Genomic DNA, 15,385 nt, shown 5'->3' with positions numbered 1-15,385 from the left:
AGAGATACGGAAAACCATGACCAAGACCTCCATCGACAGCGAAGCGATCCGCCAACTGGCCACCCTGCTGGGTGAAACCGGCCTCAACGAAATCGAGTATGAGACCGAGTCCCTGCGGATCCGTGTCGCCAAGGGTGCCGCCGTGGCCCATGTCGCCGCCGCCCCGGCCGCCGCTGCCGCTCCGGTGGCTGTTGCGGCCCCGGCTGCCCCGGCCGATGCCGCCAGGCATCCGGGTGCGGTGAAGGCCCCGATGGTCGGTGTGGTTTACATGTCGCCGGAACCGGGTTCCGCCGCCTTCATCACCGTCGGTGCCAGCGTCACCGAAGGCCAGACCCTGCTGCTGATCGAAGCCATGAAGACCTTCAACCCGGTCAAGGCCCCGCGCAGCGGCAAGATCGCCGCCATTCTGGTGGACGATTCCCAGCCGGTTGAATATGGCGAGCCGCTGGTCGTCATCGAGTAAGCCTGCGACGACCGGAGACGCCGATGTTTGAAAAAGTCCTGATCGCCAACCGAGGCGAAATCGCGCTGCGCATCCACCGTGCCTGCCGCGAAATGGGCATCAAGACCGTTGCGGTGCATTCCACCGCCGATGCTGAAGCCATGCACGTGCGGCTGGCGGACGAGGCCGTGTGCATCGGTCCGGCTCCGGCGCGGGAAAGCTACCTGAACAAGGCGGCGATCATTTCCGCGGCCACCATCACCGGGGCGGATGCCATTCACCCCGGCTACGGCTTCCTGTCGGAAAACGCCGACTTCGCCGAAATGGTGGAAGACCACGGGATCGTGTTTATCGGCCCGACCCCGGCCCACATCCGCATGATGGGCGACAAGGTGACGGCGAAAAAGGCCGCCATCGAGGCTGGCCTGCCGGTGGTTCCGGGGTCGCCGGGCGCGGTCAATTCGCTGGAAGAGGCCGAAGAGGTCGCGGAAAAGGCCGGGTACCCGGTGCTGATCAAGGCCTCCGCCGGGGGTGGCGGCCGTGGCATGAAGGTGGCGCGTTCCCGCTCCGAGTTGGCGGAAGCGTGGTCGACCGCCCGCACCGAGGCCCAGAACGCCTTCGGCAACCCCGAAGTGTACATGGAAAAGTACCTCGGCAACCCGCGCCATATCGAAATCCAGATTCTGGCCGACAACCACGGCAACGTGGTGCATCTGGGCGAGCGTGACTGCTCCCTCCAGCGCCGTCACCAGAAGGTGCTGGAAGAAGCGCCGTCGCCGATCCTGACCGCCGAACAGCGGGCGGCCATCGGCGAGGTGGCGACCACCGCCATGCGCCGGATCGGCTACCGCAACGCCGGGACCATCGAATTCCTGTATGAAAACGGCGAGTTCTTCTTCATCGAGATGAACACCCGCCTGCAGGTGGAACATCCGGTGACGGAAGCGGTGACCGGGCTGGATCTGGTGCGCGAACAGCTGCGCATCGCCGCCGGGCAGGAACTGGGCTACAGCCAGAAGGACATCTCCTTCTCCGGCCATGCCATCGAATGCCGCATCAACGCCGAAGATCCGGAAACCTTCCGTCCGTGCCCCGGCACGGTGGTGGATTACCATCCGCCGGGCGGTCTGGGGGTGCGGGTTGACTCCGGCCTGTTCGCCGGGGCCAAGGTACCGCCGCATTATGACAGCATGATCGCCAAGCTGATCGTCCACGGGCCGAGCCGGGCGGAATGCCTGAACCGCCTGCGGCGTTCGCTGGGGGAATTTGTGGTCGGCGGTGTCGACAGCACGATTCCGCTGCACAAGCTGCTGGTGGAAAACCCGGACTTTATGGCCGGGGACTATGATATCCGCTGGCTGGAAAAGTTCCTCGCCAAGGACTGATCCGGTTTACGCTGTGTTTGACAGGGCCGCCGTCCGCAGGGACTGGCGGCCCTGTTGCTTTTGGGGCGAAGCGCCCCCTTTTTGGTATTCTGAAAAAAGAAAGGGGGTCCGGGGCATTGGCCCCGGTCGGGTCCGGGCGGAAGCCCGGGAAGAGTCCCGGACCGAAGGCCCCGCGATGTTCGTCCTCCCCGCCGTCACCCGGTGGCGCTGTCCCCGGCCCGGATTTCTTCCAGCAGCCAGTGATGGAACGCCTGCATCACCGGGTTTTCCTCCCGCGATTTCAGCCACGTCAGCCAGTACCGTCCGGTGGTGACAGTCTGGGGGAAGGGCTGGAGAATCCGGCCTGCGGCGATATCGTGGGCGAACATCCGTACCGGCACCAGCCCGACCCCGGCATTCTGGGTGACGGCGGCGACCATGCCGACGGAGGAATCAAACATCCAGCCCCGGGGCGGCGGGGCGGTCAGCCCGGCGGCGGTGAACCACAGCGCCCATTCATCGGCACGGTAGGACCGTAACAGCGGTTCCCGCAGCAGGTCTGCCGGGGTTTGCAGGCGGCTGGCGGCGGCGGGGGAGCAGACCGGCGACAGCGGGGCATCCAGCAGCGGCACCGCATTGGTGCCATGCCACGCCCCATCGCCGAACCGCAGGCAGTAATCGAGACCGTCGGCCAGAATATCGGCACGGTTGTTGTTGGTTTTCAGGCGCAGGTCGATACCGGGGTGGGCGGCGCTGAACCGGGGCAGCCGGGGCAGCAGCCAGCCGTTCAGCAGGGTGCCGACCACCCCGACGGTCAGGATGTCGCGGTAACTGCCGTTCTGGAAGTTGGCGAGCATGGTGCTCATCCGCCGGAAGGCATCGCTGAGGACCGGCAGCAGGGTCTGGCCTTCATCGGTCAGCACCACCCCGCGCGGCAGGCGGGTGAACAGGGTGACGCCCAGAAGGTCTTCCAGCAGGCGCACCTGATGGCTGATGGCGGTCTGTGACACGCACAGCTCCAGACCGGCCTTGGTGAAACTGTTGAGCCGGGCGGAGGCCTCGAAGGCCCGCAGGGCGTTCAGCGGCAGCTGGGAAATTTCCATATGGGCACCGGTCAGGGGTGAGGGAAAGGCCAAGATTGGTTCATGTCTAATCGCAGAATTGATCGTTTGTCGATGGGCATCGCTCCCGGCATGGTGGGGCCACAGACAGGCCGGCTGTCGGTGTTCTTCCCCTTACAAGCCCTTCAGATAAGGATGATAACGATGCGGAACCGACGCAGCGGACTGCTGGCGCTGGCTGTGGCCATGGCCGGAATGATGGTGATGGCGGCCCCGGCGGGTGCCGGGCAGGCCAGCGGGCAAACCCCCGGACAGAAAAGCGGGCTGAACTTTGCGCCGCTGGGCAAACAGGCGATGGCGGTGGAACGCTCCCTCGGGGCGCGGGTCGGGGTGGCGGTGCTGGATACCGCCAGCGGTCAGGTGTGGGAATACCGGGGGACCGAACGCTTTCCGCTGAACAGCACCTTCAAGGCGCTGGCCTGTGGGGTTCTGCTGGAAAAGGCCCAGCGGCAGGAGGCTGACCTCGCGCAGACCCTGCCGGTGGAGGCGGCCAAACTGGTCAGTTACTCCCCGGTGACGGAAAAGCGGGCGGGAACGGCGATGTCCCTGACCGATCTGTGCGCGGCGGCGATGACCTACAGCGATAACACCGCCGCCAATCTGGTGCTTCAGGCGATCGGCGGGCCGGGCGGGCTGACGGCGGCGCTGCGGCGGATCGGGGACCCGGTGACGCGGATCGACCGCTGGGAGCCGGAGATGAACGGGGCAACTCCGGGCGATCTGCGCGATACCACCACGCCGTTGGCGATGCTGCGCACCCTTCAGGCGCTGGCCTTGGGGCCGGTGCTGGGGGATCCGGCCGGGGCGCAGTTCCGGCAGTGGTTGGTCGACAATCAGGTCAGCGGTCCGCTGCTGCGGGCCGGGCTGCCTGCTGACTGGCGGGTTGGCGACCGCACCGGGGCCGGGGGCCATGGGTCACGCTCGGTGGTGGCGGTGGTGTGGCCGCCACAGCGTTCCCCGCTGGTGATCACCGCCTATCTGACCGGCACCAAGGCTGATATCGACCGGCGCAATGCGGCGCTGGCCGGGCTGGGGCAGACGCTGGCGCAGGTGGTGGCGGCAGGATCCCGCTGACGGTGTCTGGCTCAGGCGGGCACCGGCAGCGGATGGGCGGCGAACTGCTGCCGGGCGGTTTCAATGAAAGCGCGGACGGCGGGGGAAACCCGGCCCCCGCCCTGAAACACCAGACTGACCGGCACGGGCGGCGGACTGGTGCCCGGCAGCACCGGCACCAGCCGTCCGTCGGCCAGTTCCGCCGCCACCTGATAGGACAGAACCCGCACGATCCCCAGACCGTGGACGGCGGCGGTGATGGCGGCATCCAGACTGTTGACGCTCAGGCGGGGGGTGATGTGCAGGGTGTGGCCGGTATCCCCGCCGAACCGCCAGTCCCGGGCCGGGCCGCTGGCCCCTTCGCTGGCGATCAGCCGGTGTGCGGCCAGATCCTGCGGGCTGTCCGGGGTTCCGGCGGCGGCCAGATAGGCCGGGCTGGCCACCAGAAGCCGCTGCACCGCCCCCAGCCGCACCGCCCGCAGCGCACTGTCCGGCAGCGGGGCAATGCGGATGGCGATATCGACCCCTTCCTCGACCATCCGCACCACCCGGTCCAGCAGCAGCAGCCGGATATCCAGATCGGGATAGGTCCGGAGCAGGGTTTCCACCACCGGCAGGATATGCAGCCGCCCGAACATCACCGGGGCGGTCACCACCAGTTGCCCCCGGGGGGTGGTCAGGCGGCCCCGCACCTGCGCGTCGGCTTCGTCCAGATCGGCGAGGATGGCCCGGCAGCGGTCCAGATACAGGCTGCCGTCGCCGGTCAGCCGGACGGAGCGGGTGGTCCGGTGCAGCAGGGTGACGCCGAGGCTGGCTTCCAGCGCGGCAACGGCGCGGGTCACCCGGCTGGGGGACAGCGACAGGCGGCGTCCGGCCTCGGCAAAGCTGGCGGCGTCGGCGACAGCAATAAAAACGCGCAGCAGATCAAGGCGGTCCATGGCGGCTCCGGGGTGCGGGAACGGTAGAGTATTGCTGATTTTGACAAGAGTGAACTGCAATAGCGGTGGATTATCGCTTTCACAGTGTTGTGCGACAGTCCGGGGGACATCAACAGCCGCCCGGTGTGACCGGCGGCACGGATCGGAGAGACCCCCCATGAAAGAGACCCCGATGAAGCTGTATTATCACCCGCTGTCCGGCCACGCCCACCGGGCCCACCTGTTCCTGTCGCTGGCCGGGGTGCCGCATGAGCTGGTGCCGATTGACCTGAGCATCAAGGAACAGAAATCCGACTGGTTTCTGGCCCTGAACGCTTTCGGGGAAATCCCGGTGCTGGATGACAGCGGGGTGATCGTCGCCGATTCCACCGCGATCATGGTCTATGCCGCCCGCAAAGTCGGCCCGTCGCACTGGCTGCCGCAGGATCCGGCGCAGGAAGCGGAAGTGCAGCGCTGGCTGGCGGTGGCGGCGGGCAAGATCGCGTTCGGCCCGGCGGCGGCGCGGATTGCCGTGCTGTTCAACCGCACGGTCGATATGGACGAACTGCACAGCCGGTCCCATGCCGTGCTGGGGGTGATTGATCAGGTGCTGTCAACCCGCCGCTGGATTGCCGGGACCGATCAGCCGACCATCGCCGATGTCGGGCTGTACAGCTACATCGCCCGCTGTCCGGAAGGGTTCGTTGACCGCTCTGCCTATACCGCCATCACCGCGTGGCTGGAACGGGTGGAGGCCCTGCCGGGCTTCGTGCCGTTCGTCAAAACCCCGGTTGGTCTGGACGCCTGACCTCAGACCCCTGACGGAGAGGAGAGCGGCATGAGCGGACACCCATCCCCGTGGCATCCGGGGGAAATCCAGATGCAGCGCACCATCGGGGCTGAAGCGGAGCTGGAGGCGATCGGGCGGCGGGTGATGCGCGATCACCTGCTGGATCAGCACCGTGATTTTTATCCGCTGTTGCCGTTCGTCCTGCTGGGGGCGGTGGATTCGGACGGATGGCCGTGGGCGACGGTCCGCGCCGGAGTGCCGGGGTTCCTTGACGCCCCGGACCGCTGGCACCTGACCGTGCAGGCCCGGCAGGATTCCGGGGATCCGGCCAGCGCGGGCCTGCGGAAGGGGGATGCGGTCGGGCTGCTGGGGCTGCAACCGCACACCCGCCGCCGCAACCGGCTGAATGGAACGCTGGCGGCGGTGTCGGCGGACCATCTGCACATTGCCCTGTCGGAGTCCTTCGGCAATTGCCCGAAGTACATTCATGGCCGGACGGCGGTGTTCACCCGGGATCCGGCGGTGCCCCCGTCGGCCCCGCCGGAGATCCTGCCGGGGCTGGACCCTGCCGCCCGGGCGCTGATCCGGGCGGCGGAGACCTTTTTCGTCGCCAGCTTCTACGACGGGCCGGACGGCCGCCGGGTCGATGTCTCGCACCGGGGCGGGTCTCCCGGTTTTGTGCGGGTGGAGGCCGATGGCACCCTGACGGTGCCGGATTTCGCCGGGAACCGCTTCTTCAACACCCTCGGCAATATCGTTGAAACCGGGCGGGCCGGGCTGCTGTTCCTCGATTGGGACAGCGGCGACACCCTGCAAATCAGCGGGGAGGCAGCGGTGCTGCTAACCCTGCCGGAAGACCCGGGCGTGGCGGGGGCGGAACGGTACTGGCAGGTCCGGCCCCGGCAGGTGGTGCGGCGCCGGGGCATGATGCCGCTGCGCTGGCAGGAAACAGAGGAGGCCCGTTCGCCGTTTCTCGCCGGAACCGGGGTGTGGCCGGACTCCTCCGGCTGGCGGCGTCTGCGGGTGCAGGCGACGCGGCAGGAGAGTGCGGTGGTGCGGTCCCTGATTCTGACGGCAGCGGACGGCCCCCCCTTGCCCCCCGCCCGGCCGGGCCAGCACCTGCCGCTGCGGATCCCCCTGCCGGATGGATCGGTGCTGACCCGGGTCTATACCCTGTCACGGCTGGCCGATGCCGACAGTTACCGCATCAGCGTCAAGCGGGAGGGGCAGGCCTCCGCCGCCCTGCACGGTCTGGAACCGGGAGCGGTGGTGGAGGCGGCGGCCCCGGCCGGGCAGTTTGTGCTGGATCCGGCGGAGACCGGTCCGGTGCTGCTGCTGGCGGCGGGGATCGGCATCACCCCGATCCGGGCGATGCTGGAGGCGGTGGTGACGGCCCCGCAGCCGCGCCCGGTGTGGCTGTTTTACGCGGCGCGGTCTGTGGCGGACCGCGCCCTGATGGCGGAACTGACGGATCTGGCCCGGCGCTCCGCCGCTCCGGTCCGGCTGATCCGCCTGCTGTCCGATCCCCTTGGGGCGGTGGCCGGGCAGGACTACGACGGCATCGGGCTTCTTGACGCCGCCGTGCTGGCCGGGGCCGGGCTGCCGGACCTGACACAGGGCGATGTGACCGCTTATCTGTGCGGGCCGCCCCCGTTCATGCAAGGGGCCTATGATCTGCTCCGGGCCGCCGGTCTGGCGGATGCGGCGATCCGGGCGGAAGCCTTCGGTCCGTCGGCGCTGATCCGGTCGGGGCAGGAGGATGCCAGAGTGATGTCCTCCCCTGCCGGGGGGCCGGTGGAGGTCCGCTTCAGCCGCAGCGGGACCGTGGTGACGTGGACGCCGGAGGCCGGAACCCTGCTGGAGGTGGCGGAGCGCGCCGGTCTGTCGCCGCCTGCCGGATGTCGCGGCGGATCCTGCGGCAGTTGTGCCACCCGTCTGGAGGCAGGGGCCGTCAGTCCGGTCCGGGCGATGACGGCGACGGCCATGGAAGGGGAGATCCTGCTGTGCAGCACGGTTCCCGCCGCAGGCTGCACCGGGCTGACCGTCGCCCTGTAAGCACAGGCGTTTCCGGAAGGGCCGGGGCGCGTTCTCCCCCTTTTCCGGGGGCGCGCCCTGTGCCACTGTCAGCGGCATGACTGATCGCATTACCCCTGATCTGCTGTTGCGGGCCTATGCCTGCGGGCTGTTTCCGATGGCCCGCACCCGCGATGATCCGCACCTGCACTGGATTGACCCGGATCTGCGGGGCATCCTGCCGCTGGAGACGTTCCACGTTCCGCGCTCCCTGCAAAAAACCCTCCGCCGGGGCGACATGATCACCACGGCGGACCGGGCGTTCCCGGCGGTGATGGAAAACTGTGCCGCCCCCGCCCCCGGACGGCAGGAAACCTGGATCAACCCGGAGATTGTCGCCCTGTTCACCGCCCTGCACCGGGATGGCTATGCCCATTCGGTGGAGACCTGGCAGGACGGTGAACTGGTCGGTGGCCTGTACGGTCTGGCGCTGGGCGGGGCCTTTTTTGGCGAAAGCATGTTTTCCCGCCGGACCGATGCCTCGAAGGTGGCGCTGTGCGCCCTGATTGACCGGTTGCGGGCCGGGGGGTTCGTGCTGCTGGATACCCAGTTTATCACCGGCCATCTGGCCCGGTTCGGGGCGGTCGAGATTCCCCGGGCCGAGTATCACCGGCGGCTGCGGGCGGCGCTTGCGGTGCCTGCCCGCTGGCCGGACGATCCTTGGCCGGAGCACGGGACCGGATGACAGCGGCAATCCATTATGCCCCCGATGGCTATATCACCGCCCGGCAGGATCTGAAGGGCCGCCATGCCGCCGGATACGGCTTCCTGCGTGGCATGGCCCGGTGGTCGCAGGGGCCGCTGCTGCTGGCGGCCCGCAACGTGGAAGAGGCCCGGCAGGGGCTGGGGCTGGTGGCGGCGGATCTTGGGGACCGCCCGGTCGGCTGGCTGCCGCTGGAGCGGATGCAGGCCCTGCGCCCGCCGTCCGGCCCCGGCTGCCTGTTCACCCCCGGCCCGGTGCTGGCGGCGCTGGCCCGGACCCGGCAGCGTCTGGATGGCGGGGCGGGCTGGTCCCTGTGCGGGGTGACCCACACCACGGCGTCGGCGCGGGCGATGGAAGCGCTGTCGCTGTCGCTGTTGACCGCTCCGCTGGAGCCGTGGGATGCGGTGATCTGCACCTCGTCGGTGGTGCGGGCGACGGTGCAGCGGATGCTGGAGGCCCTGGGGCAGGACCTGCATCAGCGGCTGGGGGCCAGCCGGTTTGTGGTGCCGCAGCTTCCGGTGATTCCGCTGGGGGTACACTGTGATGACTATGCCGGACTGCCGGAGCTGCGCCCGCAGGCCCGGGCTGCGCTGGGGATTGCCCCGGCGGATGTGGCCCTGCTGTTTGTCGGGCGGATGTCCTTCCACGGCAAGGCCAACCCGCTGCCGCTGTATCTGGCGGCGCAGCGGGTGGCGGAGACCCTGCCGCCGGGCCGGACCCTGCATCTGCTTGAGGCCGGTTGGTATGGCGGCGAAAAGCAGGTCAACGGCTTCGCGCAGGCCGCCGCCACCCTGATGCCGGGGGTGCGCCGCCAGCCGCTGGAGGGGCGGAATCCGGACACCCTGCGGTCGGCGTGGGCGGCTGCCGATGTGTTTGTGTCGCTGTCCGATAATGTGCAGGAAACCTTCGGCCTGACCCCGGTGGAGGCGATGGCCGCCGGGCTGCCGGTGGTGGTGACCGACTGGGACGGCTACCGCGACACCGTGCGCGATGGCGTTGACGGGATCCGGGTGCCGACCCTGATGCCGCCGGGCGGACTGGGGGAGGATATCGCCCTGCGCCATGACCTTGACCTCGACAGTTACGATCAGTATTGCGGCACCGTCAGCCAGAGTACGGCGGTGGATACCGGGGCGGTGGAGCAGGCCCTGCGGGCACTGGTGCTGTCGCCGGAGCTGCGCCGGAGGATGGGGCAGGCCGGGCAGCAGCGGGCCCGGCAGACCTTTGACTGGAAAACGGTGATCGGCCAGTACGAGGCCCTGTGGGCGGCGCTGGCGGAGCGGCGGCGGGCGGCGGCGGACAAGCCCCGGCAGGCCCCGCCGCTGCGGCTGGATCCGTTCGCCCTGTTCGCCGGGTATCCGTCGGGCCTGCTGCGGGATGACCTTCTGGTCACCCTTGGCCCCGGTCCGGACCCGCTGGCGGCGTTCCGGCAGCGGCGGGCCTTGACGGTGGCCGCCATTGCCCCGCAGGTGCCGCCGACGGAGGCGGAGGCCGCCGCGCTGTTCGCCCGTCTGCGGGCCGGTCCCCTGACCGTCGGGACGGTACTGGCGGAGACCCCGCCGGAACGTCAGGCGGCACTGGCCCGTGGGCTGGTGTGGCTGATGAAGGTGGACCTGATCCGGATCCGGGCGTCTTCCTGATCCTGAAGAACCGCCCGGTCTCTGCCCCGGTTACGGGGCGTCCGGCAGCGGTCCGGTCTCTGCCACCATCACCCGGGGGGCGGGCAGGGCCGGAACCGGCGGAAACAGATGGCCGCAGATGCCCCGGGCGATTTCCCGTTCGCCCATGATCACCGTATCCGCCCCCAGACCGCGCAGATGTTCCACCTGTGCATCGGAATGGGCGCGGGCAATGATCGGCAGGTCCGGGTTCAGTAACCGGGCCTGACGCACCACCTGACCGGCCTCAATCGCGTTGGGGATGGCAACCACCATGCAGCGGGCGGCCCCCAGATTGGCGGCACGCAGCACCTCGGCCCTGGCGGCGTTTCCGGCGATCACCTCCAGCCCGTCCTGACGCAGGTCATCGACGGTGGTGTCGATATCCTCGATCACCAGAAAGGCGCTGTCGCGGTCCCGCAGGCTGCGGGCGACCAGACTGCCGACCCGGCCATGCCCGACCAGCACCACATGCCCGGACAGCCCGGTTTCCTGCGGCGGGGCCTCGGGGTCCGCCGAAAGCCCGGCGGTGGAGGGCAGCGGGGCACAGTCGACATCCCCGGGTACGGCGGTGCGGCCTGCCGGGGCGGCGGCGATGGCCGGGGCCACAGTCTGGGCCGGAACCGGGGCGGGCGACGGCGGGGTTTCGGCGGTGCCGGTGTCTGCCGGGGCGGAGCCGTCAGGCTTTTCGACCCGGCGCAACACCCAGTCGGCGATGGCAAACATCAGCGGGTTCAGCAGGATCGAGACAATCGCCCCGGCCAGCACCAGCCCGCGCGCCCGTTCCGGCACCAGATCAAGGCCGATCCCCAGTTCGATCAGGATGAAGGAAAACTCCCCGATCTGGGCCAGACTGGCGGAGATGGTCAGGGCGGTGCGGATCGGGTAGCCGAAGGCCCGCACGATCAGGAAGGCGGCGATCGACTTGCCGACCAGAATGATGAACAGGGTGACCAGCAGCGGCAGCGGCTCCCGCAGCAGGATGCCGGGATCAAACAGCATGCCGACCGACACGAAGAACAGCACCGCGAAAGCATCGCGCAGCGGCAGGGATTCCTGTGCCGCCTCGTGGCTGAGATCGGATTCGCTCAGCACCATCCCGGCGAAGAAGGCCCCCAGCGCCAGCGACACCCCGAACAGTTTGGCCGCCCCGAATGCCACCCCCAGCGCAATTGCCAGCACCGCCAGCCGGAACAGCTCCCGCGAGCCGAGGCGGGCCACCGCCTGCAACAGCCACGGAATCACCCGCCGCCCGACGATCAGCATCACCGCCACAAAGGCCGCCACCTTCAGCAGGGTGATCAGCAGGGCGCCGAGGATGCCGGGGTTGAGTCTGGCGGTCAGCCAGTCGTGGGGCACCACGGTGCCGTCGCCGCCGGTCAGGCTGGCCAGCGCCGGCAGCAGCACCAGCGCCAGCACCATGGCCAGATCCTCGACAATCAGCCAGCCGACGGCGATCCGCCCGCGCCGGGTATCAATCTCCCGCCGGTCCTGCAACGCCCGCAGCAGCACCACCGTACTGGCCACCGACAGCGCCAGACCGAACACCAGCCCGGAGGCCACCGACCAGTCCAGCGCCATCGCCAGCAGCAGGCCGAGGATGGTGGCCACCGCAATCTGGGCAATGGCCCCGGGGATGGCGATCCGCGCCACCGACAGCAGATCTTTCAGCGAAAAATGCAGCCCGACCCCGAACATCAGCAGGATCACCCCGATCTCCGCCAGCTGCGGGGCCAGTGTCTGGTCGGCGACAAAGCCGGGGGTGAACGGCCCGGCGATGATCCCGGCGATCAGATAGCCCACCAGCGGCGGTACCCGCAGCCGGGCGGCGATGGCCCCGAAGATGAACGCCAGGACGATCCCGGCGACGATGGTGGAGATCAGGGGTGTGGCATGGGGCATCGGCGGTGTCCTCCGGGGGGGCGAAGAGGCTTAGGGCTGGGCGGATTCCTTGACCAGAAGCAGGTCACGGGCCGGGGCATCGGCGGGGGCGCGTTCGACCACATCATGGGCGACGCTGCCCAGCAGGGCGCGGCCGACGCCGCTGCGGGCGGTGGTGGCCATCACGATCACCTGCGTCTGGTCGCTGATGCGGGCGGTGTTGAGGATGGTCGGCACCGGCGATCCGGACAGGGCGAGGCGGGTAATCAGATGCTGGCCGGTGGGAAGGCCGTGCAGAAGGCGGTCAAAGTCGCCGGACAGAGTTTCGGCATCCACCGGCTGGGTGCGGTCCAGCCCGGGCAGGTCGCAGACGTGCAGCAGGTCGAGGGTGCCGTCGGGAATCAGCGCCATCGCCGCCAGCACGGAGGCCCGCGAGGCCGGGGTGAAGTCCACCGCCACCAGCGCCCCGGCGTAACGGCCGAAGGGGCGGGCACCGACCGCCAGCAGCGGCACCGGGCTGGCAATGTTGATTTTCTCCACCGTGGTCACCGAAAACGGGCCGTCAGACGGCCCGGTGTGGCCGACCACCAGCAGATCGGCCCCGGTCAGGGCGGCCTGATCGGCGACGGCCTCCTCAACCGGGCCGCGCACGGCAACGGCGGTGGCGGGGATCTCTGCCGCGCCGGGCACCTGATCCAGATGGCGGCGGATTTCCGCTTCGATAAGGTGCGGCGGCAGATTATCCAGCATGCCCTTATCCACACCGCTGCGGATGGCGTAGAGAGCGGTCAGGGTGGCCCCGAACTGGGCGCACAGCTGCACCGCCCGCGCCATGGCGCGGTCAGAGCGGGGGGCCAGATCGGTGGCCAGCAGGATCCGTTTCATGTCCGGGCCTCTTCTGGGGTGACTGGGAACAGTCCGATGCTGTCAAAGATGGGGGAACCGGGGCCGGGCGGCCATCCGCATGAATACGGACCGTCCGGGGCCTGTTTTGCTAACTGTATGGTTGTGTTGATGAATTGGATCGGGCCTCCGTATCCTTACGGAGGGGGCCGGACTGGTCTGTCCGCTGCGGCGTGCTATGCTGCGGGAATGATGATGTCTGTCCCCGCCGTCCGGATTCCGTTGACCCCGCTGCGCCTGACCGCGCTGTCGGCGGCCTATCTGCTGGCCCATCTGTTCCTCGACTGGATCAGCTTTTTCAACGAAGTGGCCCCCCTGAACATCACCCCGTGGAATCCGCCGTCCGGGCTGGTGATGGCGGTGGTGCTGGTGGCCGGGGCGCGGGTGCTGCCGGCGGTGTGGCTGGCGCTGGTGCTGGCGGATGTGCTGGTGCGCGGCATGCCGGTCGGGCCGGGGGCGATCCTGCTGTCCAATGCGGTGATTGCGGCGGTCTATGGCGGGGCGGCCCTGTTTCTGCGGATCCGGTTCCAGATCGGGCCGGGGCTGGCGCGGCGGGGAGATGTGGCCCGCCTGCTGGGCGTCGGGGCCGGGGCGGCCGCCGTGGTCGGCGCGCTGTACATCGGCCTGTTCACGGCGCTGGGCCTGTTCCCGTGGGGCCAGTTTCCGACGATGCTGCTGCGTCACTGGACCGGCGAGGTGATCGGGATTGCCGTGATCACGCCGTTCCTGCTGGTGTGGGGCAAGCGGCTGCCCGCCCTGCTGCTGTCGCGGCACTGGCGGTGGCCGCCGCCGGGGCGGATCGCCGAGGCGGCGGCGCAGGCGGCGGCGGTGGGGCTGGCCCTGTGGGCGGATTTCGGGCCGCTGTCGTCGGACCGCTATGAGTATTTTTACATCCTGTTCCTGCCGCTGGTGTGGATTGCCTCCCGCCACGGGTTGCCGGGGGCGGTGCTGGGGGTGCTGGCCACCCAGACCGGCCTGCTGGTGGCGATGCAGGGGGTCGGGGTGGACGCCGACCGCATGATGCACTTCCAGATGCTGATGCTGGCCCTGACCGTCACCGCCCAGCTTCTGGGAGCGGTGGTCAGCGACCGCTGGCGGTCGGAAGCCTGGGTGCAGGAACGCCAGACCGATTTTGCCCATGCCTCCCGCCTGACCGAAGCCGGGGAAATGACGGCGGCGCTGGCCCACGAGCTGAACCAGCCGTTGACCGCGACGATGAGCTACACCCGGGCCGCCCGCAAGATTGCCCGGCGGGATGGGGTGTCGGACCAGCTGGCGGAAACGCTGGACAAGGCGGTGGCGCAGGCGGAGCGGGCCGACCGGGTGATGCGCAGCCTGCGCGACTTTGTCCGCAAGGGGGAAAGCCGCCGTGACCGGCTGGAGGTGGCGGACCTGATCGCTGACAGTCTGGATCTGGCCGGGCCGGTGCTGCGGCAGAAGGAGGTCAGCGCCGCAGCGGATGTACCTGCCGGGCTGCCGGCGGTGCGGGGCGATGCCATCCAGTTGCAGCAGGTGCTGCTGAATCTGCTGCGCAATGCGGCGGAGGCGGTCAGCTCGGTCCCCGGCGGAGTGGTGTCCGGCGGGGTGAAGGGGCCGCAGATTATGGTCTCTGCCAGAATCGACGCCGACTGTGTGGCGGTGACGGTCCGCGACCGTGGGCCGGGCCTGTCGGAGATTGTTGAGCGGCATCTGTTTTCGCCGTTCATCACCACCAAGGACACCGGAATGGGGCTGGGACTGTCGATTGCCCGCTCGATCCTTGATGCCCATGGCGGCACCCTGTCGGCCCAGCGGCTGCCGGAAGGGGGGACCGCGTTCCGCTTTACCGTGCCGCTGGCCGCCGCGGAACAGGACCGGGAAGGAGACGGGGAATGAGCGAACCGACCGTTTTTGTGGTTGATGATGATGAAGGGGTCCGCGATGCGCTGGCCCTGCATCTTGAGCTGGCCGGGCTGCGGGTCCGCACCTTTCCGTCCGCCGATGCCTTTCTGGCGGTGGTCGGGGCCGGGGACCGGGGCTGTGCGGTGCTGGATATCCGCATGCCGGGTATGGATGGCCTGACCTTGCAGAAAGAAATGGTCCGGCAGGGGATCACCCTGCCGGTGATCATCATCACCGGCCATGGCGATGTGCCTGCCGCCGTCACCGCCTTCCGCGCCGGGGCGGTGGATTTTCTTCAGAAGCCGTTTGACGAGGACCGCCTGATTGACCGGGTACGGGAGGCGATGGAACGCGATGCCCGCGACCGCCGCCAGCGGCAGGAGCAGGACGACGCCTGCCAGCGGGCCGCCGCCCTGAGCCCGCGGGAGCGGGAGGTGATGCTGCTGATTGCCGAGGGGCTGTCCAACAAGCATGTCGCCCTGCGGCTGGATATCGGGGTGCGGACCGTGGAAACCCACCGCGCCCGGGTGATGGAGAAAATGGGGGTCGGCAGCGTGTCGGAGCTGGCCCGGCTGGCCCTGCTGCTGGCGGACTGAAAA

13 protein-coding genes are annotated in these 15,385 nt (G+C 69.0%); 9 read left to right on the top strand and 4 right to left on the bottom strand.

Going from position 1 to position 15,385, the window contains the following annotated elements:
- Positions 1–16: 16 nt before the first annotated feature.
- Positions 17–463, top strand: coding sequence for an acetyl-CoA carboxylase biotin carboxyl carrier protein (locus FHS48_RS01240; protein ID WP_184260388.1), 447 nt, complete (start codon positions 17–19; stop codon positions 461–463).
- A 23-nt stretch (positions 464–486) separates the two neighbouring features.
- The gene (gene accC, locus FHS48_RS01235; protein ID WP_184260385.1) at positions 487–1,827 is read left to right on the top strand and encodes an acetyl-CoA carboxylase biotin carboxylase subunit; all 1,341 of its coding nucleotides are present in this window, start codon (positions 487–489) and stop codon (positions 1,825–1,827) included.
- Positions 1,828–2,021: 194 nt separating this feature from the next.
- On the opposite strand, the gene FHS48_RS01230 is transcribed toward accC, so the two are convergent.
- Positions 2,022–2,909: a LysR family transcriptional regulator gene (locus FHS48_RS01230; RefSeq protein WP_184260382.1), complete on the bottom strand. Its 888-nt coding sequence runs from the start codon at positions 2,907–2,909 to the stop codon at positions 2,022–2,024.
- Positions 2,910–3,071: 162 nt separating this feature from the next.
- On the opposite strand from FHS48_RS01230, the gene bla reads away from it, so the two are divergent.
- A complete protein-coding gene (gene bla / locus FHS48_RS01225) occupies positions 3,072–4,001 on the top strand; it encodes a class A beta-lactamase (RefSeq protein WP_184260379.1) in 930 nt (309 codons plus the stop codon).
- A gap of 11 nt (positions 4,002–4,012) precedes the next feature.
- Here bla and FHS48_RS01220 read toward each other — a convergent pair whose 3' ends face one another.
- On the bottom strand, positions 4,013–4,918 hold the full coding sequence (locus tag FHS48_RS01220; RefSeq protein ID WP_184260376.1) for a LysR family transcriptional regulator: 906 nt from the start codon (positions 4,916–4,918) through the stop codon (positions 4,013–4,015).
- Positions 4,919–5,075: 157 nt separating this feature from the next.
- On the opposite strand from FHS48_RS01220, the gene FHS48_RS01215 reads away from it, so the two are divergent.
- The 4 genes from FHS48_RS01215 (at position 5,076) to FHS48_RS01200 (ending at position 10,103) form a co-directional block, all read left to right on the top strand.
- Positions 5,076–5,705, top strand: coding sequence for a glutathione S-transferase family protein (locus FHS48_RS01215; RefSeq protein WP_416046493.1), 630 nt, complete (start codon positions 5,076–5,078; stop codon positions 5,703–5,705).
- A gap of 30 nt (positions 5,706–5,735) precedes the next feature.
- Positions 5,736–7,742 carry a 2Fe-2S iron-sulfur cluster-binding protein gene (locus FHS48_RS01210; RefSeq protein WP_184260373.1) on the top strand — a complete coding sequence of 669 codons (2,007 nt, stop codon included), beginning with the start codon at positions 5,736–5,738 and terminating at the stop codon, positions 7,740–7,742.
- A 76-nt stretch (positions 7,743–7,818) separates the two neighbouring features.
- Entirely contained in the window at positions 7,819–8,445 is a 627-nt protein-coding gene (gene aat / locus FHS48_RS01205) for a leucyl/phenylalanyl-tRNA--protein transferase (RefSeq protein ID WP_184260370.1), read from the top strand.
- Positions 8,442–10,103 carry a glycosyltransferase family 4 protein gene (locus FHS48_RS01200; protein ID WP_184260367.1) on the top strand — a complete coding sequence of 554 codons (1,662 nt, stop codon included), beginning with the start codon at positions 8,442–8,444 and terminating at the stop codon, positions 10,101–10,103. Before aat ends, FHS48_RS01200 begins: the two co-directional genes overlap by 4 nt.
- Positions 10,104–10,133: 30 nt before the next feature.
- Here the strand turns inward: FHS48_RS01200 and FHS48_RS01195 are convergent, their stop codons facing one another.
- Together FHS48_RS01195 and FHS48_RS01190 are read right to left on the bottom strand one after the other, a co-directional pair.
- Positions 10,134–12,023: a monovalent cation:proton antiporter-2 (CPA2) family protein gene (locus FHS48_RS01195; RefSeq protein ID WP_184260364.1), complete on the bottom strand. Its 1,890-nt coding sequence runs from the start codon at positions 12,021–12,023 to the stop codon at positions 10,134–10,136.
- 30 nt (positions 12,024–12,053) lie between these two features.
- On the bottom strand, positions 12,054–12,887 hold the full coding sequence (locus tag FHS48_RS01190) for a universal stress protein (RefSeq protein ID WP_184260361.1): 834 nt from the start codon (positions 12,885–12,887) through the stop codon (positions 12,054–12,056).
- A gap of 213 nt (positions 12,888–13,100) precedes the next feature.
- Between FHS48_RS01190 and FHS48_RS01185 the strand changes: the two genes are divergently transcribed.
- The gene (locus FHS48_RS01185) at positions 13,101–14,780 is read left to right on the top strand and encodes an ATP-binding protein (RefSeq protein ID WP_184260358.1); all 1,680 of its coding nucleotides are present in this window, start codon (positions 13,101–13,103) and stop codon (positions 14,778–14,780) included.
- Entirely contained in the window at positions 14,777–15,382 is a 606-nt protein-coding gene (locus FHS48_RS01180) for a response regulator transcription factor (RefSeq protein WP_184260355.1), read from the top strand. Before FHS48_RS01185 ends, FHS48_RS01180 begins: the two co-directional genes overlap by 4 nt.
- The last annotated feature ends 3 nt before the right edge of the window (positions 15,383–15,385 follow it).

Origin of the sequence: Novispirillum itersonii, assembly GCF_014205675.1 — a bacterium.
Classification (GTDB): Bacteria; Pseudomonadota; Alphaproteobacteria; order Rhodospirillales; family Rhodospirillaceae; genus Novispirillum; species Novispirillum itersonii_A.
The sequence above is the reverse complement of the archived record's forward strand: the minus strand, read 5'-3'. Positions and strand labels throughout refer to the sequence as shown.

Bases quoted from the DNA above. Each gene is read 5' to 3' on its own strand.
- FHS48_RS01240 (WP_184260388.1), top strand. From the start codon at position 17: ATGACCAAGACCTCCATCGACAGCGAAGCGATCCGCCAACTGGCCACC.
- accC (WP_184260385.1), top strand. From the start codon at position 487: ATGTTTGAAAAAGTCCTGATCGCCAACCGAGGCGAAATCGCGCTGCGC.
- FHS48_RS01230 (WP_184260382.1), bottom strand. From the start codon at position 2,909: ATGGAAATTTCCCAGCTGCCGCTGAACGCCCTGCGGGCCTTCGAGGCC.
- bla (WP_184260379.1), top strand. From the start codon at position 3,072: ATGCGGAACCGACGCAGCGGACTGCTGGCGCTGGCTGTGGCCATGGCC.
- FHS48_RS01220 (WP_184260376.1), bottom strand. From the start codon at position 4,918: ATGGACCGCCTTGATCTGCTGCGCGTTTTTATTGCTGTCGCCGACGCC.
- FHS48_RS01215 (WP_416046493.1), top strand. From the start codon at position 5,076: ATGAAAGAGACCCCGATGAAGCTGTATTATCACCCGCTGTCCGGCCAC.
- FHS48_RS01210 (WP_184260373.1), top strand. From the start codon at position 5,736: ATGAGCGGACACCCATCCCCGTGGCATCCGGGGGAAATCCAGATGCAG.
- aat (WP_184260370.1), top strand. From the start codon at position 7,819: ATGACTGATCGCATTACCCCTGATCTGCTGTTGCGGGCCTATGCCTGC.
- FHS48_RS01200 (WP_184260367.1), top strand. From the start codon at position 8,442: ATGACAGCGGCAATCCATTATGCCCCCGATGGCTATATCACCGCCCGG.
- FHS48_RS01195 (WP_184260364.1), bottom strand. From the start codon at position 12,023: ATGCCCCATGCCACACCCCTGATCTCCACCATCGTCGCCGGGATCGTC.
- FHS48_RS01190 (WP_184260361.1), bottom strand. From the start codon at position 12,887: ATGAAACGGATCCTGCTGGCCACCGATCTGGCCCCCCGCTCTGACCGC.
- FHS48_RS01185 (WP_184260358.1), top strand. From the start codon at position 13,101: ATGTCTGTCCCCGCCGTCCGGATTCCGTTGACCCCGCTGCGCCTGACC.
- FHS48_RS01180 (WP_184260355.1), top strand. From the start codon at position 14,777: ATGAGCGAACCGACCGTTTTTGTGGTTGATGATGATGAAGGGGTCCGC.